This window comes from Burkholderia sp. JP2-270 (assembly GCF_003233675.1).
GTDB lineage: Bacteria > Pseudomonadota > Gammaproteobacteria > Burkholderiales > Burkholderiaceae > Burkholderia > Burkholderia pyrrocinia_C.
In genome coordinates this window covers 237,646-257,671 of the sequence record NZ_CP029824.1, presented here as the reverse complement: position 1 = coordinate 257,671, position 20,026 = coordinate 237,646, and the positions used below count along the sequence as shown (strand labels likewise).

The 20,026-nt window shown below is 66.1% G+C and carries 19 protein-coding genes and 1 tRNA gene; 10 read left to right on the top strand and 10 right to left on the bottom strand.

Translation table 11 applies throughout. The annotated features are described in order from the left end of the window. Positions 1-127: 127 nt before the first annotated feature. Positions 128-1,045: a UDP-3-O-acyl-N-acetylglucosamine deacetylase gene (gene lpxC, locus DM992_RS01190; protein ID WP_105389884.1), complete on the top strand. Its 918-nt coding sequence runs from the start codon at positions 128-130 to the stop codon at positions 1,043-1,045. Positions 1,046-1,121: 76 nt separating this feature from the next. Here the strand turns inward: lpxC and DM992_RS01185 are convergent, their stop codons facing one another. Then, positions 1,122-1,601, bottom strand: coding sequence for a DUF721 domain-containing protein (locus tag DM992_RS01185; RefSeq protein ID WP_111017761.1), 480 nt, complete (start codon positions 1,599-1,601; stop codon positions 1,122-1,124). 255 nt (positions 1,602-1,856) lie between these two features. Between DM992_RS01185 and secA the strand changes: the two genes are divergently transcribed. The 4 genes from secA (at position 1,857) to DM992_RS01165 (ending at position 7,369) form a co-directional block, all read left to right on the top strand. Continuing rightward, positions 1,857-4,655, top strand: coding sequence for a preprotein translocase subunit SecA (secA, locus tag DM992_RS01180; RefSeq protein WP_111015376.1), 2,799 nt, complete (start codon positions 1,857-1,859; stop codon positions 4,653-4,655). Positions 4,656-4,798: 143 nt separating this feature from the next. Continuing rightward, positions 4,799-6,040, top strand: a complete 1,242-nt coding sequence (gene argJ, locus DM992_RS01175; RefSeq protein ID WP_111015375.1) for a bifunctional glutamate N-acetyltransferase/amino-acid acetyltransferase ArgJ — start codon at positions 4,799-4,801, stop codon at positions 6,038-6,040. A 19-nt stretch (positions 6,041-6,059) separates the two neighbouring features. Continuing rightward, entirely contained in the window at positions 6,060-6,929 is an 870-nt protein-coding gene (locus DM992_RS01170; protein ID WP_111015374.1) for an ATP-binding protein, read from the top strand. Beyond that, entirely contained in the window at positions 6,926-7,369 is a 444-nt protein-coding gene (locus tag DM992_RS01165) for an NUDIX domain-containing protein (protein ID WP_111015373.1), read from the top strand. Before DM992_RS01170 ends, DM992_RS01165 begins: the two co-directional genes overlap by 4 nt. A 60-nt stretch (positions 7,370-7,429) precedes the next feature. Here DM992_RS01165 and DM992_RS01160 read toward each other — a convergent pair whose 3' ends face one another. The 9 genes from DM992_RS01160 to DM992_RS01120 form a co-directional block, all read right to left on the bottom strand. Beyond that, positions 7,430-7,630, bottom strand: coding sequence for a DNA gyrase inhibitor YacG (locus tag DM992_RS01160; protein ID WP_111015372.1), 201 nt, complete (start codon positions 7,628-7,630; stop codon positions 7,430-7,432). Between the two features lie 28 nt (positions 7,631-7,658). Then, on the bottom strand, positions 7,659-8,414 hold the full coding sequence (gene zapD / locus DM992_RS01155) for a cell division protein ZapD (RefSeq protein ID WP_034182650.1): 756 nt from the start codon (positions 8,412-8,414) through the stop codon (positions 7,659-7,661). 109 nt (positions 8,415-8,523) lie between these two features. Next, positions 8,524-9,132, bottom strand: a complete 609-nt coding sequence (gene coaE / locus DM992_RS01150) for a dephospho-CoA kinase (protein ID WP_111015371.1) — start codon at positions 9,130-9,132, stop codon at positions 8,524-8,526. 1 nt (position 9,133) lies between these two features. Further along, on the bottom strand, positions 9,134-10,045 hold the full coding sequence (locus tag DM992_RS01145; RefSeq protein WP_111015370.1) for an A24 family peptidase: 912 nt from the start codon (positions 10,043-10,045) through the stop codon (positions 9,134-9,136). A gap of 45 nt (positions 10,046-10,090) precedes the next feature. Continuing rightward, positions 10,091-11,296 carry a type II secretion system F family protein gene (locus DM992_RS01140; RefSeq protein WP_111015369.1) on the bottom strand — a complete coding sequence of 402 codons (1,206 nt, stop codon included), beginning with the start codon at positions 11,294-11,296 and terminating at the stop codon, positions 10,091-10,093. 2 nt (positions 11,297-11,298) lie between these two features. Beyond that, positions 11,299-12,576: an ATPase, T2SS/T4P/T4SS family gene (locus DM992_RS01135; protein ID WP_111015368.1), complete on the bottom strand. Its 1,278-nt coding sequence runs from the start codon at positions 12,574-12,576 to the stop codon at positions 11,299-11,301. Between the two features lie 83 nt (positions 12,577-12,659). Then, the gene (locus DM992_RS01130; RefSeq protein ID WP_111015367.1) at positions 12,660-13,955 is read right to left on the bottom strand and encodes an HlyC/CorC family transporter; all 1,296 of its coding nucleotides are present in this window, start codon (positions 13,953-13,955) and stop codon (positions 12,660-12,662) included. 143 nt (positions 13,956-14,098) lie between these two features. Further along, positions 14,099-14,175: transfer RNA gene (locus DM992_RS01125), tRNA-Pro, on the bottom strand. 181 nt (positions 14,176-14,356) lie between these two features. Then, a complete protein-coding gene (locus tag DM992_RS01120) occupies positions 14,357-15,352 on the bottom strand; it encodes a polyprenyl synthetase family protein (RefSeq protein WP_034182656.1) in 996 nt (331 codons plus the stop codon). A gap of 210 nt (positions 15,353-15,562) precedes the next feature. Between DM992_RS01120 and rplU the strand changes: the two genes are divergently transcribed. From rplU to DM992_RS01090, 5 genes are all read left to right on the top strand, one after another. Further along, on the top strand, positions 15,563-15,874 hold the full coding sequence (gene rplU, locus DM992_RS01115) for a 50S ribosomal protein L21 (RefSeq protein WP_006025184.1): 312 nt from the start codon (positions 15,563-15,565) through the stop codon (positions 15,872-15,874). 24 nt (positions 15,875-15,898) lie between these two features. Further along, positions 15,899-16,162 (top strand): 50S ribosomal protein L27, encoded by a 264-nt coding sequence (rpmA, locus tag DM992_RS01110; RefSeq protein ID WP_006476999.1) that lies wholly within the window; start codon positions 15,899-15,901, stop codon positions 16,160-16,162. Positions 16,163-16,348: 186 nt separating this feature from the next. Then, complete coding sequence (obgE, locus tag DM992_RS01105; protein WP_111015366.1) at positions 16,349-17,461, top strand: GTPase ObgE; 1,113 nt, start codon at positions 16,349-16,351, stop codon at positions 17,459-17,461. 76 nt (positions 17,462-17,537) lie between these two features. Beyond that, the gene (gene proB, locus DM992_RS01100; RefSeq protein ID WP_034182658.1) at positions 17,538-18,656 is read left to right on the top strand and encodes a glutamate 5-kinase; all 1,119 of its coding nucleotides are present in this window, start codon (positions 17,538-17,540) and stop codon (positions 18,654-18,656) included. Positions 18,657-18,770: 114 nt separating this feature from the next. Further along, positions 18,771-19,991 (top strand): ISL3 family transposase, encoded by a 1,221-nt coding sequence (locus DM992_RS01090; RefSeq protein WP_111015365.1) that lies wholly within the window; start codon positions 18,771-18,773, stop codon positions 19,989-19,991. The last annotated feature ends 35 nt before the right edge of the window (positions 19,992-20,026 follow it).

Sequence of the window (20,026 nt, the reverse complement as noted above, 5' to 3'; positions counted from 1 at the left end):
GGCGCGGGTAAACTGCCGAAACAGATTGATACGCAGTTTCAAACAGCGTTGAATAGGGAATTACGCTATAATCCCATCTATCGAATATAACTCCTGATTGATATCTTCAATCAAGACGAAGAACACCATGCTGAAGCAGCGCACCATCAAATCGATCGTGAAGACCGTGGGTATCGGTCTGCACTCGGGCCGCAAGGTCGAACTGACGCTCCGTCCGGCGGCGCCCGGCACGGGCATCGTCTTCTCGCGCGTCGACCTGCCCACGCCCGTCGATATTCCCGCATCGGCCATGTCGATCGGCGACACGCGGCTCGCGTCGGTGCTGCAGAAGGATGGCGCGCGCGTGTCGACCGTCGAGCACCTGATGTCGGCGTGCGCGGGGCTCGGCATCGACAACCTGTATGTCGACGTAACGGCCGAGGAAATCCCGATCATGGACGGCAGCGCTGCGTCCTTCGTGTTCCTGATCCAGTCCGCCGGCATCGAGGAGCAGAACGCGCCGAAGCGCTTCATCAAGGTGACGAAGCCGGTTGAAATCCGCGATGGCGACAAGTTCGCGCGTCTCGATCCGTTTTTCGGCTTCAAGCTGAAATTCACGATCGACTTCCGTCACCCGGCCGTCGACAAGACCGGCCAGGAGCTCGAGGTCGATTTCGCGAACACGTCGTACGTGCGCGAGATCGCTCGTGCACGCACGTTCGGGTTCGCCCATGAAGTCGAAATGATGCGCGAGCTCGGCCTGGCGCGCGGCGGCAGCATGGACAACGCGATCGTGCTCGACGAGTACCGGATCCTGAACAACGACGGGTTGCGCTACGACGACGAGTTCGTGAAGCACAAGATGCTCGACGCGATCGGCGACCTGTACGTGGTCGGCCATCCGCTGCTGGCGTCGTACACCGCGTACAAGTCGGGGCACGGGCTGAACAACGCGCTGCTGCGCGAGCTGCTCGCGCACGAAGATGCATACGAGATCGTCACGTTCGACGATCCGCAAGCCGCGCCGAGCGGCTTCGCATTCGACGCGCAGACTGCGTTCGCCTGACCGGCGTTCGGCATCGGCAATAAAAAAACGGCCTGCGGGCCGTTTTTTTATTGGCCGGCCGCCGCTGGCGGCGCGCTCAGCGCGGCGATTTCGCGCCGTGCCGTGCCGCCATCCTCGCGAGCGCGGCCTGCAGCGGCGACGGTTCGAGGTGGTCGGCGAGGTCGCGCAATGCGGCGGCACCGACCGAGGTCATCCGCGCCTGCTTCACGTGCGGCGGCTCGGGCGCGTCCTTCGGACGCACGCGCACGCGCAGCGTCGCGACGGGCCAGCCGCGCTTCTGGAGATCGCCGAGCAGCCGCGGTTCGACCTGCCGCAGCCGCGCGGCCAGCGCATTGTGCGCGGCAAAGAGGGTCAGGGTGCCGTCCTTGACGAAGCCCGGTTCGACATGATTCGCAAGATAGTCGGGCAGGAGCGCGGACAGATCGCGCTGCAGCGACGCGATTTGCTCGACGCCGGCGCGCAGCGCAGTGAACGCGTCGGTGCGGCCGAGCACTTCGGACACGGGTTGCGGGCGATGCGGGGCGAGTGGGCCGAAACGCTTGGAAAATCGGTTCATCGAGGCATTCTTCGGGCGCGCACGCGCGCGGACGTTGATGCCGATTGTACCCGCGCCGGCCCGTGCACGGGCGGCTTTCACCCCGCCCGCGCGGCCTCGGCACGCAATGCCCGTCCGGCCGAGACGCGGGCGCACGCGTCCCCGCGTGCTAAAATTCGTCGTTTGAGTCCACTAATTCGCTAAGCCGCCGAGGCTCGGGTGTCGGGGCGCGCAACACGCGCCGGGCGCCGGTGCTGCGACGCAGGATCCGATCCGATGACAACCGGTTTTCTCCAGAAAATTTTTGGCAGCCGCAACCAGCGGCTCGTCAAGCAATACCAAAAGACCGTCACGACGATCAATGCGCTCGAAACGCAGATCGAGAAGCTGACGGACGACCAGTTGCGCGGCAAGACGGATGAATTCCGCCAGCGGGTCGCGGCCGGCGAGTCGCTCGACAAACTGCTGCCCGAAGCGTTCGCGGTCTGCCGCGAGGCGAGCCGTCGCGTGCTGAAGATGCGGCACTTCGACGTGCAGTTGATCGGCGGCATGGTGCTCCACTACGGCAAGATCGCGGAAATGCGCACCGGCGAAGGCAAGACGCTCGTCGCGACGCTGCCCGTGTACCTGAATGCGCTGGCCGGCCGCGGCGTGCACGTCGTGACCGTCAACGACTATCTCGCGCAGCGCGACGCCGAATGGATGGCGCGCCTCTACAACTTCCTCGGTCTGTCGGTCGGCATCAACCTGTCCGGCATGGAGCACGACCAGAAGCAGCAAGCCTACGCGGCGGACATCACGTACGGTACGAACAACGAGTTCGGCTTCGACTACCTGCGCGACAACATGGTCTACGAGACCGACGCGCGCGTGCAGCGGGCACTGAACTTCGCGGTCGTCGACGAAGTGGACTCGATCCTGATCGACGAGGCGCGCACGCCGCTGATCATCTCGGGCCAGGCCGAGGACCACACCGAACTGTACGTGCGGATGAACGCGCTGCCGCCGCTGCTCGAGCGCCAGATCGGCGAGGAGAAGGCCGACGGCACGGGCGTCGAGAAGCCGGGCGACTACACGCTCGACGAGAAGTCGCGCCAGGTGTTCCTGACGGAATCGGGCCACGAGAAGGCCGAGCGGCTGCTCGCCGAATGGGGCTTGATCGGCGATGGCGAGAGCCTGTATGCGCCGCAGAACATCACGCTGATGCACCACGTGTACGCGGCGCTGCGCGCCCACACGCTGTTCCACAAGGACCAGCACTACGTCGTGCAGAACGGCGAGGTGGTCATCGTCGACGAATTCACGGGCCGCCTGATGGCCGGCCGCCGCTGGTCCGACGGCCTGCACCAGGCCGTCGAGGCGAAGGAACACGTGAAGATCCAGAGCGAGAACCAGACGCTCGCATCGATCACGTTCCAGAACTACTTCCGGATGTACGCGAAGCTCGCGGGCATGACGGGTACCGCGGACACCGAAGCGTACGAATTCAACGAGATCTACGGTCTCGAGACCGTCGTGATCCCGACCAACCGTCCGCCGAAGCGGATCGACAAGCAGGACCAGATCTACAAGACGGCCAAGGAGCGCTACGACGCGGTGATCCGCGACATTCGCGACTGCTACGAGCGCGGCCAGCCGGTGCTGGTCGGCACGACGTCGATCGAGAACTCCGAGCTGCTGTCGCACCTGCTGAAGCAGGCCGGGCTGCCGCACGAAGTGCTGAACGCGAAGCAGCACGAGCGTGAAGCCGCGATCGTCGCGGAGGCCGGGCGTCCGAAGCGCGTCACCATCGCGACCAACATGGCCGGCCGCGGCACCGACATCGTGCTCGGCGGCAACGCAGAGAAGCAGGCCGCTTTCATCGAGGCCGACGAAGCGATCCCGGCCGACGAAAAGGCGCGCCGCATCCAGCAGCTGCACGACGAGTGGGAAACGCTGCACGAGCAGGTGAAGGCCGCGGGCGGCCTGCACATCATCGGCACCGAGCGCCACGAATCGCGCCGGATCGACAACCAGCTGCGCGGCCGTGCGGGCCGCCAGGGCGATCCGGGCTCGTCGCGCTTCTACCTGTCGCTCGACGATCCGCTGCTGCGCATCTTCGCGGGCGATCGCGTGCGCTCGATCATGGATCGCCTGAAGATGCCGGAAGGCGAGGCGATCGAGGCCGGCATCGTCACGCGTTCGATCGAATCCGCGCAGCGCAAGGTCGAAGCGCGCAACTTCGACATCCGCAAGCAGCTGCTCGAATACGACGACGTGTCGAACGACCAGCGCAAGGTCATCTACCAGCAGCGCAACGAACTGCTCGAAGCACACGACATCACCGAGACGATCACCGCGATGCGCCACGGCGTGACTGCCGAAGTCGTCCGCCAGTTCGTGCCGGAAGGCAGCATCGAGGAGCAGTGGGACGTGCCCGAGCTCGAGGAAGCGCTGCGCAACGACTGGCAGCTCGACCTCGCGATCCAGGAAATGGTGAACGAGTCGACGTCGATCACGGCCGAGGAGATTCTCGACGCCGTGATGACGGCCGCCGACGAGCAGTACGACGCAAAGGTCGCGATGGTCGGCCGCGAATCGTTCAGCGCGTTCGAGCGTTCGGTGATGCTGCAGACGGTCGACCGCCTGTGGCGCGAACACCTCGCGGCGCTCGACCACCTGCGCCAGGGTATCCACCTGCGCGGCTATGCGCAGAAGAACCCGAAGCAGGAATACAAGCGTGAAGCGTTCGAGCTGTTCGCCGCGATGCTCGACGCGATCAAGCAGGAAGTCACGCGGATCGTGATGAACGTGCAGATCCAGTCGCCGGAGCAGCTCGAGGAAGCGGCCGAGCAGATCGAGGAGCGCAGCGGCCATCTCGAGAACGTCGAGTACCAGCACGCCGAGTTTGCCGAAGCCGCCGCACCGGTGGCCGGCGGGGCGGCCGTTGCGGCTGCTGCTGCGACGGCCGACATGGTCGGCAGCGCAATGGCCCACGGCGGCCCTGGCGGCGAGCTGCCGAAGGTCGGCCGCAACGATCCGTGCCCGTGCGGCAGCGGCAAGAAGTACAAGCACTGTCACGGGAAGCTGTCATGATCGACGGCGGCGCGCGTCACGCGCGCCGCTTCGTTCGCAGCTTCGAGTGCTGATGTGAGTTGCGGCGGCCCGCGCGTGCGGCCGCCGGTTCTTCCAATCGATGCCGGCGTGTGCCGGCATTTTCCATCCGGCAGGTGTGCCCCATGGCTGTCAATTTTCCGTCGATCGATCCCGCCCAACTGCATCCCGTCGCCGGCGTCACGCTCGGCTGGGCGGAAGCGAACATCCGCAAGCCGAATCGCAAGGACGTGCTGGTCATCTCCGTCGACGAAGGGGCGACGGTCGCGGGCGTGTTCACCGAAAACCGTTTCTGCGCCGCGCCGGTCACCGTCTGCCGCGAGCATCTGGCGAAGGTGCGCGCGGGCGGCGCGGGCATTCGCGCGCTCGTGGTGAATACGGGCAATGCGAACGCCGGCACCGGCGAGCCGGGCCTCGTGAACGCACGCGAGACCTGCACGGAACTCGCGCGCCTCGCGGGCATCGAGCCGGCGCAGGTGCTGCCGTTCTCGACCGGCGTGATCCTCGAGCCGCTGCCGATCGATCGCCTGAAGGCCGGCCTGCCGGCCGCGCTCGCGAACCGCAAGGCCGCGAACTGGTTTGACGCCGCGCAGGCGATCATGACGACCGACACGCTGCCGAAGGCTGCGTCGCGCCAGGTCGCGATCGACGGCCACACGGTCACGCTGACGGGCATCAGCAAGGGCGCCGGCATGATCAAGCCGAACATGGCGACGATGCTCGGCTTCCTCGCGTTCGATGCGAACGTCGCGCAGCCGGTGCTCGACACGCTCGTGAAGGAAGTCGCCGATCGCTCGTTCAACTGCATCACGATCGACGGCGACACGTCGACCAACGACTCGTTCATCCTGATCGCGTCGGGCAAGAGCACGCTGCCCGCGATCACGTCGACCGATTCGCCGGCCTATGCGGCGCTGCGCGATGCGGTGACGGAAGTCGCGCAGGTGCTGTCGCAACTGATCGTGCGCGACGGCGAAGGCGCGACGAAATTCATGACGGTGCAGGTCGAGGGCGGCAAGAGCGTTGCCGAATGCCGCCAGATCGCATACGCGATCGGCCATTCGCCGCTCGTGAAGACGGCCTTCTACGCATCCGACCCCAACCTCGGCCGGATTCTCGCGGCGATCGGCTATGCGGGCGTCGCGGATCTCGACGTCGGCAAGATCGACCTCTATCTCGACGACGTGCTCGTCGCGAAGGCGGGCGGCCGCAATCCGGCCTACCAGGAAGAGGATGGCCAGCGCGTGATGAAGCAGAGCGAAATCACGATTCGCGTGCTGCTCGGCCGCGGCGATGCGCAGGCCACCGTGTGGACGTGCGACCTGTCGCACGATTACGTGAGCATCAACGCGGATTACCGTTCCTGATCGGGAGCGTTCGAACGACATGGACAAGCTTGAACACTTTCTGACGCGCGCGGAAGCGCTGCTCGGCCGTCTCGAGGGGATGCTGCCGCCCGCGCCGGCGGCCGTCGACTGGACCGCCGCCCACGCGTTCCGCTGGCGCAAGCGCCAGGGGCGCGGCTACCTGCAGCCGGTGCCGGCCGTATCGTCGATCACGCTCGGCGACCTGCACAACATCGATCGCCAGAAAGGGCTGATCGAACAGAATACGCGGCAGTTCGTGCAGCAGAAGCCGGCCAACAACGTGCTGCTGACGGGCGCGCGCGGCACCGGCAAGTCGTCGCTGATCAAGGCGTGCCTGAACGCGTATGCGAAGGACGGGCTGCGTCTGATCGAAGTCGACAAGGACGACCTGCACGACCTCGGCGACATCGTCGAGCTGATCTCGCAGCGTCCCGAGCGGTTCATCGTGTTTTGCGACGACCTGTCGTTCGAGGAAGGCGAATCGGGCTACAAGGCGCTGAAAGTCGCGCTCGACGGCTCGATCGCCGCGCAGTCGGACAACGTGCTGATCTACGCGACGTCGAACCGCCGCCATTTGCTGCCCGAGTACATGAGCGACAACGAGTCGTACAAGCATCTCCCGGATGGCGAGATTCACCCCGGCGAAGTCGTCGAGGAGAAGATCTCTCTGTCGGAGCGCTTCGGCCTGTGGGTCAGCTTCTATCCGTTCAAGCAGGACGACTACCTCGGCATCGTTGCGCACTGGCTGCGTCATTTCGGCTGCGCGGATGCGGAGATCGAGTCCGCACGCGGTGACGCGCTCGTGTGGGCGCTCGAGCGCGGTTCGCGGTCGGGACGCGTTGCGTGGCAATTCGCGCGTGACTGGTCGGGTCGCAAGGAGCAGGCATGAGCACGGATCTCGCACAAGGCGCCGTGCGCGCGCCGGATGGCCGCAAGGTGACGGAAGTCGCGGTCGGGGTGATGGTGCAGCCGGATGGTAGTTACCTGCTCGCGCAGCGGCTGCAGGGCAAGCCGTATGAAGGCTACTGGGAGTTTCCGGGCGGCAAGCTGGAGGCCGGCGAGAGCGTCGAGGACGCGCTGGCGCGCGAACTGCACGAGGAACTCGGCGTCGTCGTCACGGCCAGCCACCGCTGGCACACGCTCGAGCACGATTATCCGCACGCGTACGTGCGGCTCTATTTCTGCAAGGTGACGGGCTGGACCGGCGAGCCGCACAGCAAGGAAGGGCAGGCGTTCGTGTGGCAGCAACTGCCGGTCGACGTCGCGCCGCTGCTGCCGGCGGCGCTGCCGGTGCTCGAGCTGCTCGAGAAGGAAGCGGCGTCGCAATGATGCCGCGGCGGCCTGCCTGAAAGGCGGGCCATATCGCCGGCGGGCGGTGCCGCGCGCCGCTCAGCTGTCGCGGCGGTCGTCCGTGCCGTCTTCTTCCGACGAAGGGCCTTCGTCGGACGTACCGCCGATCCGGTACTTTTCCGCAGCCCAGGCGCCGAGGTCGAGCTGCTTGCAGCGAGCCGAACAGAACGGGCGGAACTGATTTTCAGGGGCCCAGCGCACTTCGGCGCCGCAGGACGGGCATTTCACAACGGTAGTCATACGAAAGCGTCGATCCGGCACGCGGCCGTTACAGATTGCACAGTGTCAGATGGAACGGTACGTCGATGTCCACCGCGCGCGGCCGCACATCGCCGTCCTGCATGGTGAACCGTACCCACAGCATGTATTTGTTCGCGCTCGCTTCGGGAATGACGCGCAACTCCGGCGGCACGCGCACCTGCATCAACTGGTACGTGCGGCCGGACAGCATCTGCTGGTAGCTGCCCTGCATCGCCATGACCTTCGACGCCTGGCCCGATTCGCGCGCGAGGCGCAGTACGATAGACGCGGCGTCGCGCAGCGGCAGCATCGGCATGATCCACTTCGCAATGTCCTGGCGCCGCTGCTCGGCGGGCCATTGCTGCCACGCGTAGTACGACGGCAGGTCGAACTTGCAGGTGCCGCCGGGAATCACCGCGCGGCTGCGGATGCTGGCGAGCCACTCGTTGTCGATGAGGTGCTGCCCGGTCTTGCCCTGCATCTGCGCGAGATTCGCGAGCGTCTGCTCGATTTCGCCGAGCACGGCTTCGAGCGCGTTCTGCTCGATGCCCGGATTGCCGCGAAAGGGGGCGAGCGTCTGGCGCTGACGTTCGAGCTCCTTCATCAGATCCGATTTCAGGTCCGCGCGGCCGGTTACCTCGGCGATTTCGAACAGCGTCGTCAGCGCGACGTGGTGTTCACGCGGGTCCTCCTGAGCCAAAAAGAACGCGAAGCGCTCGAACAAGTCTTCGAGGCGCAGCAGCGTGCGAATTCGCTCGTTGAACGGATACTCGTAAAGAATCAAGCGCGCTCGCCTCTAGGGTAGGAGTTGAAACAATGCAGCACATTCTAATGCTCACTCTCTACCCTAGCAACGCACCAATTTCGTACACCATCACGCTCGCGCACGAGGGTCAGTGTGCGGCGGCCGCGAACCCGAGATAGCGTTGGTGCAGCGCATCGACCTGCGCGGCGAGCGCATCGGGCGTCGCCGCGTCGTTGACGATCACGTCGTCGGCCGCCGCGAGACGGGCTTCGCGCGTCGCCTGTCTTGCGATGATCGCCTCGACCTGCTCGCGCGTGAACCCGTTGCGCTGCATCACGCGTGCGATCTGCGTTTCGACCGGGCAGTCGACGACGAGCACGCGATCGCTGCGCGCCTTCCAGTTGCCCGACTCGACGAGCAGCGGCACGACGAACATCACGTACGGGCCCTGCGCTTCGCGCGCGTCGCGATCGGTTTCCGCGCGGATCAGCGGGTGCGTGATCGCTTCGAGGCGCCGGCGCGCGTCGTCGTCGCTGAAAATCAGTGCGCGCATCTTCGCGCGATCGAGCGAACCGTCCGCGGCAACGAAGCTGCGGCCGAATGCCTGTTCGATCGCAGGCATCGCGAGGCCGCCCGGCGCGGTGATGCGATGGGCGATCAGGTCGGTATCGACGAGCGATGCGCCGCGGGCACCGAACAGGTCCGCGACGGTCGTCTTGCCGCTGCCGATGCCGCCGGTGAGTCCTACTGCGAACATGTCAGCCTCCGAGCGCCGCGTAGAAAGGGGTGCCGAAAAACAGCGTCGCGACGCCGCCCGCCGCGAGGAACGGGCCGAACGGGATCGGCTCCTCGAAGCGCATGCGGCCGCGCCAGGTCGCGACGAGCCCGACGATCGCGCCTGTCACCGCGGCGAACAGCACGACCTGCGGCAGTGCGGCCCAGCCCATCCACGCACCGAGCGCGGCGAGCAGCTTCAGGTCGCCGAAGCCGATGCCCTCGATGCCGCGCAACCATTTGAACAGCCAGTAGATCGACCACAGGAACAGGTAGCCGGCCATTGCGCCGATCACGGCCGAGCGCAGCGACGTGAACGTGCCGCCGAGGTTCAGCGCGAGCCCGGCCCAGAGGAGCGGTAGCGTCATCGAATCGGGCAGGTAACCGGTGCGGATATCGATCGCGCTCATTGCCAGCAGCGCAGCGCACAGCGCGAAGGCGGCAAGCGCGGCGACGGTCGGGCCGAACGCCGCGAGCGAGCCGGCGGCGAGCAGTGCGCACGCGAGTTCGACGAGCGGATAACGGATGCCGATCGCGTGGCCGCAGCGGCGGCAGCGCCCGCGCAATATCAGGTAGCTGACGAACGGGATGTTTTCCCATGCGCGCAGCACGTGGCCGCAATGCGGGCATGCGCTGCGCGGGCGCCACAGATCGTAGCGCGGCGGATAACCGTCGTCGGGGGCGGTGCTGGCGTTGCCGGTCGCTTCGGCGATCTCGGCCTGCCACGCGCGCTGCATCATCACGGGCAGCCGGTGCACGACCACGTTCAGGAAGCTGCCGACACAAAGGCCGATGACGACCGCGAACGCATACTGCAACGCGGGCGGCAGCATCGCCAGCGCGAGCAGCGTGCTCTCGGGCGAATCGGGAACGGCGGACAGGGGCGCGGGCGTCATGAGGCTCAAGGTTCGGACTAAAAGGCGACAGAATCGGTTGCGATGCTACACCACGTTGCCGAGCTGAAGGATGGGCAGGTACATCGCGATCACGAGGCCGCCGACGAGTGCACCCAGTACGATGACGATCAGCGGTTCGCCGAGCGCCGCGAGCGTATCGAGACGCGCGTCGAGCTGTTGTTCGCACAGCGCGGCGAGGTCGGCGAGCATCGTGTCGAGCGTGCCGGTCTCCTCGGCGACGGCGATCGGCTGCACGACGTCGTCCGGAAAGCAGCCGGCCGACTGCATCGCATCGGCGAGACGCACGCCGCGCAGCACGCGTGCCGCGATATGCGCGGTGGCCTGCTGGAACACCGGATGGCCGGCCGTGCGCTCGAGCGTGGCGAAGGCATCGGTAAGCGGCACGCCGGCGCCGAGCAGCGTCGCAAGCGAGCGGCACCAGCGTGCGGCCGCGAACCGCGTGAGCGCGCTGCCTGCGAGCGGGGCGTGCAACAGGCGCCGCGCGAGCGCATGGCGCAGCGGCGCCGACCGCCGAAGTGCGTGATGGACGGCAAGCCCCGTTGCCGCGGCACCGGCCACGAGCACGCCGCCCCACGCCGACAGCGCGGAGGACAACGCAAGCAGTGCACGGGTCGGCGCCGGCAGCGCAGTGCCGAAACCGTCGAAGATCTGCCGGAACGTCGGCACGACCCACACCGTCAACGCAGCCGAGATCGCTAGCGCGAACAGGATGACGGCTGCCGGATACGCGAGCGCGGCACGCAGCTTGCGCCACTGCGCGTCCGCGCGCTCGCGGTGTTCCGCGACCCGTGTCAGCACGATGCCGAGCGAGCCGGACGCTTCGCCGACCTCGATCAGCTGGCGATACAGCGTGCCGAATTGCGCGGGATAGCGCGCGAGCGCATCGGCGAAGCGCTGCCCGCCGACGATCTCGCGGGCGAGGCCCGCGGCGATGCGCGGCACGCCGTCGCGCGTGCGCGTGCGCGCGAGCATTTCGAGCGACGGCGCGAGCGGCAGCCCTGCCTGCAGCAGGCTCGCGAGCTGGCGCGTGAAGCGCGTGATGTCGCGTGCGCCGGCCGTCGGCGGCCGGGCCGGCCCGCGGACGTCGAGCGACAGCACCGCGATGCCGTCGCGCGCGAGCGCGGTGCGCGCAGCCGCGGCGTCGAAGGCGATGACGGTCCCGCGGCGCGGCGTGCCGTCACGGCGGCGGCCGCGCCACGCGAAGCGGGTTTCGCGCGGCGGTGTGCGCATGCTCAGGCCGCCGGTGTCGCGGCGACGGCTTCAGCGATGCTCGTCGTGCCGTCGAGTACACGCGCGAAGGCCGCGTCGCGCAGATTGCGCACGCCTTCAGCCGCCGCGCATTGCGCAAGTTCGCCGACGCTCGCCCGCGCGACGATGCGTTCCGCCAGCGCGGGCGATACCGGCATCGTCTGATGCAGGCCGATGCGGCCGCGATAGCCGATACCGTGACATGCGGAACAGCCGCGCGCGACGAACGGCCGCCATCCGGCTGCCAGGGCCGCCGGGTCGCAGCCGGCTTCCCGCAGCACGCGTGCCGATGCGTCCGAGTGCACGCGGCAGGCGACGCACAAGCGCCGGACGAGGCGCTGCGCGGTGACGAGGTGCAGCGTGGCCGCGAGGTTGTACGGCGCGACGCCGATGTCGAGCAGCCGCGCGACGGCGGCCGGCGCGTCGTTCGTGTGCAGAGTCGACAGCACGAGATGGCCGGTCTGTGCCGCCTTGATCGCGACGTCGGCCGTCTCCGCATCGCGAATCTCGCCGACCATGATGATGTCCGGATCCTGTCGCAGCAGCGCGCGCAGCGCTGTCGCGAACGTGAGCCCTGCCTTTTCGGCGACACCGACCTGGCTGATCCCGTCGAGCTGGATCTCGGCGGGATCCTCGACCGTGCAGACGTTGTGCGCGTCGCGATCGAGCATCTGCAGCGCGCAGTAGAGCGACAGCGTTTTGCCGCTGCCGGTCGGGCCCGTGACGAGCACGAGGCCGTGCGGTGCGCGTATCGCGGCTTCCATCGCCGCTGCCTGCTGCGCGTCGAAGCCGAGGCGGGCGAGCGTGAGATCGGGCGGCAGCGTTTCGAGGCGACGCAGCACGAGCTTTTCGCCGAACAGCGTGGGCAGCGAACTGACGCGGTAGTCGCCGCGCGTGCCGCCGTCGATCGCGATGCGCAGCCTGCCGTCCTGCGGCAGCCGCCGCTCGGCGATATCCATGCGCGCGAGGACCTTGATCCGCGTAACGAGCGCGTCGCGCAGGTGTAACGGCGGCCGCGCATGTTCGTGCAGCACGCCGTCGATGCGCAGGCGGATGCGCCAGCCGGCTTCGAACGGTTCGACGTGGATGTCGGATGCGTCGCGCACGCGTGCCGCGTGAAGCGTGTCGGCCAGCAGCCGCACGGCCGGTGCGTCGTCGAGCTGGGCCGCGTCGAGCGCGTGTGGTGCGGCGGCGGGCGACGCATCGGAGTGGGCGGGCGGCGGCTGCGTGCGCAGCGGCGCCCCGGGAGGGGGGAAATGCATGTGAGCCGGCGCGTCGGCCGCCTGTTGAACGTGACCTGCAGATGGTCGCGCGTTGCGGGCGGCGCCGGCAGTCGGCCGTTCGGCTAGCGTAATGCGGTGGTGCGCGCAGTGCGCGTGCCGCGCGGCTTGAAGAGCTTGACGGTGCGCACGGCCTGGTCGTCGCTGCGCATCACCTCGAGCATCACGTCGCCGATTTTCAGGCACACGTCGTCTTCCGGAATTTCCTCGAGGGTTTCGAGAATCAGCCCGTTCAGCGTCTTCGGCCCGTCGGTCGGCAGCTTCAGGTGCAACCAGCGGTTCAGTTCGCGCAGCGGCATGCCGGCCGTGACGATGCATTCGCCGTTCTCGTCCCAGCCGCCCGCGCGTTCGCTGCGCGGCATCGACGTCGTGAATTCGCCGATCAGCTCCTCGATGATGTCTTCGGGCGTGACGAGCCCTTCGAGCTCGCCGTATTCGTTGACGACGAGCGCGGTACGCTGCCGGGTCTCCTGGAAATACTGGAGCTGCTGAACCACCGGCGTGCCCGACGGCACGTAGTACGGCTCGGCGAGCAGCGAGCGCAGCGTTTCGCGGTCGAACTCCTGGTTGTGCAGCGCGGTCAGCGTCTTGCGCACGTGCAGCACGCCGAGCACCTTGTCGATGTCGCCCTCGTAGACGACGAGCCGGTTGTGATAGCAGGTTTCGAGCTGGTGCAGGACGTCGTCGAGCGGCGCATAGAAGTTGAGCGACTCGATCTGGCGGCGCGGCACCATCACGTCGTCGACCGTGATGTTCTCGAGGTCGAACAGGTTGAGCAGGATGCTGCGGTGCTTGGTCGGCATGAAGCTGCTCGACTCGAGCACGATGGCCCGCAGCTCGTCGGCCGACATCCGCTGGTCGCGACCCTTCTTCGTGTTGATGCGCAGCACCCACAGCACGCCGTTCGCGAGCGCGTTGACGAACCAGACGACCGGCTTGAACACGCGCATCAGCGGCGCGATCACGAGGCTCGCGGGCAGGGCGATGCGTTCGGGGAAGGTCGCGCCGACGATCTTCGGCGCGATTTCCGCGAACACGATGATCAGGAACGCGACGATGCCGGTCGCGATCGACAGCGCGAGATTGTTGCGGCCGAACGTATGCAGCGCGAGCGACGTCGTCAGGACCGGGATGATCGTGTTGAACAGGTTGTTGCCGATCAGGATCACGCTGAGCAGCAGGTCAGTACGTGTGAGAAGCCCCTGGGTGGTCTTCGCGCCGAGTGCGCCCTGGCCGGCGAGATGCTTCAGCCGATGGCGATTGAGCGCCATCATCGCGGTCTCGGAAATGGAGAAGAAACTGGAACAGAGGAGAAGCAGGAAGACGGCGCCGATTTGCGCCCATAAGGGAATTTGGTCCACGCGTCGGAAAGGGCAGTGAAGGACAGGAATGGAGGGAATATAGCAGAGGCCGGCGACCGCGATGTGTCGTGCGCGACACGATGGGCCCGCAGCGGCCGGACGAAAAAAAAACCGTGCACGCAGTGCACGGTTTTTTAAAAATCTGGTCGGGGTGAGAGGATTCGAACCTCCGGCCTCTACGTCCCGAACGTAGCGCTCTACCAGGCTAAGCTACACCCCGATTTGGACTCTTCCGATTTCGCAGTCTTCTTCAAGACCGCTGCGTCGTCGAGCAAGAACATAACTATAACGACGTTTCTTCGAAAATGGAATACCTTGGTGAAGAAATTTTTCGAGACGGGGGAATCGCACCGTGTCGAACGTGCATCGTCGCCGCAGTGGTGACGATGCACGCAATGCGGTTACGACTGCCGCGACGTCGAGTACGAGCACAGCGCGAGCAGGCTCTCCTTATAGATTGAATCGGGGAACGCGGCGATCGCTGCCGCTGCCGCCTGCGCTTCCTGACGTGCGCATTCGAGCGTGTGATCCAGCGCGCCCGAACGCGTGATCGCTTCGAAAATCGTGTCGAAGCGATCGGTGCCGCCCTGTTCGATCGCCTCACGTGCGAGCGCCGACTGTTCCGGCGTGCCGCGTTCGATCAGATAGATGAGCGGCAGCGTCGGTTTGCCTTCGCGCAGGTCGTCGCCGGCATTCTTGCCCATCGCCTCGACGGTGCCTGCGTAGTCGAGCCAGTCGTCCATGATCTGGAACGCGGTGCCGATCCGGCGGCCGTATTCGGCGGCGGCGGCTTCGGTCGGCGCATCGGCGCCGGCGAGCACCGCGCCCAGGCGCGCCGACGCCTCGAACAGCTTGGCCGTCTTGTAGCGGATCACCTGCATGTAGCGCGTTTCGTCGACGTCCGCGTCGTGCATGTTGAGGAGCTGCAGCACCTCGCCTTCGGAAATGATCGTCGTCGCTTCGGACAGGATCTCCATCACGCGCATCTTGCCGACGCCGACCATCATTTCGAACGAGCGCGAATAGAGGTAATCGCCTACCAGCACGCTCGCCGCGTTGCCGAACAGCGCGTTGGCGGTCTGGCGGCCGCGGCGCAGCTCGGATTCGTCGACGACGTCGTCATGCAGCAGCGTGGCCGTATGGATGAACTCGACGACGGCGGCCAGCACGTGCCGCTGGTGCGACGTCTCGCCTAGCGCACCGGCGACGAGCAGCAGCAATGCCGGACGCAGCCGCTTGCCGCCCGCGCCGATGATGTACTCGGCGATCTGGTTGATCAGCAGCACGTCGGACGCGAGGCTTTGCCGGATAACGCGATTCACCTGCTCCATGTCGCTGGTGATCGGAGCGAGCAGGTGGGCGGCGCTGAGGGTGGGGGAGGCGGTGGACGACGACATGATGATGGAATTGGGTGATGCCGCGGATTATAAGTCGAATCCGAGATATCCCGGTCTGTCGGACGCGCTGCAGCCGCGATTTTGACCGTCCGGCCGAGGCCGGCGTACGGCAATCGTCGATCGGTTTTGACTTCGGTGCTAACCCCATGTATAATCACGTGTTTTCCGCGCGTGGTGTGCGGAAAAATTGGATCCAGAGTGAGGTTCTCAATGTACGCGGTCATAAAAACCGGCGGCAAGCAGTACAAGGTTGCCGTTGGCGAAAAACTCAAAGTAGAACAGATACCGGCTGACATTGACGCTGAAATCACGCTCGACCAGGTTCTCGCAGTGGGCGAAGGCGAATCGATTAAGTTCGGTACGCCGCTGGTCAGTGGGGCTTCCGTCAAGGCCACCGTTGTGTCGCACGGTCGTCACGCCAAGGTCACCATCTTCAAGATGCGTCGCCGGAAGCACTACCAAAAGCACGGCGGCCACCGCCAGAACTACACTGAGCTGCGCATCGACGCGATCAACGCGTAAGCGCCTCGGTTAAGGAGCAATCAGATGGCACACAAAAAGGCAGGCGGCTCTTCCCGGAACGGCCGCGACTCCGAGTCGAAACGTCTCGGCGTGAAAGTGTACGGCGGCCAGGCAATCAATGCCGGCGGCATCATTGTGCGTCAGCGCGGCACGCGCATGCACGCAGGCGAGAACGTCGGCATGGGCAAGGATCACACCCTGTTCGCGCTGGTCGACGGTCACGTGAAGTTCGCGACGAAGGGCGCGGACAAGAAGCATCTGGTCATCGTCGTCCCGGCGGCTGCCTAAGTTCAGGCACCCACGGGCTTCGAGCCGAAAGGCCCCGCAGTCTTCGCGGGGCCTTTTTTATTTGGCCGCCGGGCGCATGTGCGTTCCGGCGACCGTCGTGCAACCGGCGTACGATCGGCCGAACGGCAGATTGTTCAAGCGCACCGGCGCGCGGCACAATAGCGGAAATACTGGGCGGAGTGACGAATGAAGTTCATTGACGAAGCACGAATCGAAGTCATCGCCGGCGACGGAGGCGATGGCAGTGCGTCGATGCGCCGCGAGAAATTCGTCCCGTTCGGCGGGCCGGACGGCGGCGACGGCGGCCGGGGCGGTAGCGTCTACGCGATCGCCGACCGCAACATCAACACGCTGATCGACTATCGTTACGCGAAGAAGCACCTGGCGCGCAACGGCGAAAACGGTCGCGGCTCGGATTGCTACGGCAAGGGCGGCGATGACGTCACGCTGCGCATGCCGGTCGGTACGATCATCAGCGACATGGATACCGGCGAGCTGATTGCCGACCTGACCGAGCACGACCAGCAGGTGATGCTCGCGCAGGGCGGCGCCGGCGGCCTCGGCAACCTGCATTTCAAGTCGAGCACGAACCGCGCGCCGCGTCAGAAGACGGACGGCAAGCCCGGCGAGCGGCGCATGCTGAAGCTCGAGCTGAAGGTGCTCGCCGATGTCGGCCTGCTCGGCATGCCGAACGCGGGCAAGTCGACGTTCATCTCGTCGGTGTCGAACGCGAGGCCGAAGATTGCCGACTACCCGTTCACGACGCTCGCGCCGAATCTCGGCGTGGTGCGAGTCGGCCCGAGCAAGAGCTTCGTGATCGCCGACATCCCGGGGCTGATCGAGGGTGCGGCCGAAGGCGCGGGCCTTGGGCATCAGTTCCTGCGTCACCTGCAGCGCACCGGCGTGCTGCTGCATCTTGTCGATCTCGCCCCGTTCGACGAAAGCGTCGATCCGGTCGCGGAAGCGACCGCGATCGTCGGCGAGCTGCGCAAGTACGACGAGGCGCTCTACGAGAAGCCGCGCTGGCTCGTGCTCAACAAGCTCGACATGGTGCCGGAAGACGAGCGCGAGGCGCGCGTCGCGGATTTCCTCGACCGCTTCGGCTGGGACGGCCCCGTGTTCGAGATTTCCGCGCTGACGGGGCAGGGCTGCGAAGCGCTGTGCTACGCGATCTACGATTACCTGTCCGAGCATTCGGACGCGCATCGCGCGGCAGAGGCGGAAGATCTCGCGGCGGACGTGCGTTTCCGCGATGCGCCGCCCGCGAACGGCGGTGCAGTGCCGGGCGACGACGCCTGAGCGGTTCCGGAACGCGCCGGGCGTGCCGCCCGGCGTCGGCGCTCAATCGCGCATCAGATACAGGAGGCAGTGCAGGATGCGTTCGATCATCGCGGATTCGAAGCGATTGGTGGTGAAGGTGGGCTCCAGCCTCGTGACCAACGACGGCAAAGGGCTAGATCATGCTGCAATCGGCCGCTGGGCTGCCCAGATCGCCGCGCTGCGTGCTCAGGGCAAGGAAGTCGTGCTCGTCAGTTCGGGCGCGATTGCCGAAGGGATGCAGCGGCTCGGCTGGAGCAAGCGGCCGCGCGAAATCGACGAGCTGCAGGCCGCCGCCGCAGTCGGCCAGATGGGGCTCGCGCAGGTCTATGAGAGCCGTTTCACCGAACACGACATCCGCACCGCGCAGATCCTGCTCACGCACGCCGACCTGGCAGACCGCGAGCGTTACCTGAATGCGCGTTCGACGCTGCTCACGCTGCTGCGGCTCGGCGTCGTGCCGATCATCAACGAGAACGACACGGTCGTTACCGACGAAATCAAGTTCGGCGACAACGACACGCTCGGTGCGCTCGTCGCGAACCTGATCGAAGGCGATGCGCTGATCATCCTGACCGACCAGTCGGGGCTGTTCACGGCCGATCCGCGCAAGGATCCGAACGCGACGCTCGTCGCCGAGGCCAATGCGGGCGCGCCGGAACTCGAGGCGATGGCGGGCGGTGCGGGCTCGAGCCTCGGCCGCGGCGGGATGCTGACGAAGATTCTCGCGGCGAAGCGTGCGGCGCACAGCGGCGCGAACACCGTGATCGCGAGCGGCCGGGAGTCCGACGTGCTCGTGCGTCTGGCGGCCGGCGAGGCGATCGGCACGCAACTGATCGCACGTACCGCGCGGATGGCGGCGCGCAAGCAATGGATGGCCGACCACCTGCAGGTGCGCGGCCATGTCGTGATCGATGCGGGCGCGGTCGAGAAACTGACGGCCGGCGGCAAGAGCCTGCTGCCGATCGGCGTGACCGGCGTGCAGGGCGCGTTCGCGCGCGGCGAGGTGATCGCGTGCGTCGGCCCCGACGGGCGTGAAGTGGCGCGTGGGCTCACGAACTACAGCAGCGCCGAGACGAAACTGATCCAGCGCAAGCCGAGCGGCGAGATCGAGACCGTGCTCGGCTACATGCTGGAGCCTGAACTGATCCATCGCGATAACCTCGTGCTGGTGTGACTGTCCGCTCCGAATCCGGTAGCCAAATAAAAAGGTTCATCGCAGGAAACCGTGGAGCCTTGGAGAGCGATTGCGTAACCTGACGCCTGACTTTATGGAGGTCAGGAGGAAGAATTGCTCGATCGCAAGGCACTTCAGGCACTGGGTTGCTGGACAGGCTATCGGCTGGAGCGGGTGGAGTGGCCGGAGGGCGATAGCCGCACGCTGTCGCTGTACTTGAAGCCGGTCAGCAAGGTCATGTACTGCGAACAATGCGGAGCGCGTTGCCAGCAGACTCATGAAACGACGGTGCGGCGCGTGCGCGATCTGCCGCTGTTCGAGTACCGGGTGGTGTTGCATGTGCCTCGTCGCCGGGTCTGGTGCGAACGCTGCGGCGGGCCGAGGCTGGAGAAGCTGGACTGGCTGGGCCGCTACCAGCGGGTGACCGAGCGATTCGCCAAGGCCTGCGAGAAGCTGCTGCAAGCGGCCAGCGTGCAGGCGGTAGCGGCCTTCTACGACCTGGGCTGGCATACGGTCAAATCGATCGACAAGATGCGCTTACGCGCACGCGTGGCCGAGCCGGACTGGTCAACGATCCGCTATCTGGCGATGGACGAGTTCGCGCTCCATAAAGGCCATCGCTACGCCACGGTGGTGGTCGATCCGATCGGCCGGCAAGTGCTCTGGATCGGACAGGGGCGCTCTCGCGAGACGGCCAGGGCCTTCTTCGAACAACTTCCCGCAGGCGTCGCCGAGCGCATCGAAGCGGTCGCGATTGACATGACCACGGCCTACGAGCTGGAGATCAAGGCGCAGTGTCCGCAAGCCGAGGTGGTCTACGACCTGTTCCACGTCGTCGCCAAGTACGGGCGCGAGGTGATCGATCGGGTACGGGTGGATCAGGCCAATCAGCTACGCCATGACCGGCCGGCCCGGAAGGTTCTGAAGTCCAGTCGATGGCTGCTGCTGCGCAACCGCCGCAACCTGAAGCAGGAACAGGCCGTGCATCTGAAGGAACTGCTGGCCGCCAATCAGCCGTTGTTGTGCGTCTACCTGCTACGCGACGAACTCAAACGGCTCTGGTTCTACCAGAAGCCAGCTTGGGCGCAGAAAGCCTGGGAGCAATGGATCGAGCAAGCCCGGCAAAGCGGGATTGCCGCGCTGCAACTGTTTGCTCAGCGTCTGCAGGGTTATTGGCACGGCATCCTCGCCCGCTGCCGCCATCCGCTCAATACCAGCGTCGTCGAAGGCATCAACAACACCATCAAGGTCATCAAACGCAGGGCTTACGGGTACCGCGACGAGGAATACTTCTTCCTCAAGATCCGCGCCGCGTTCCCCGGTAATCCTCGATGAACCAATAAAAAGCCCGCATGATGCGGGCTTTTTGC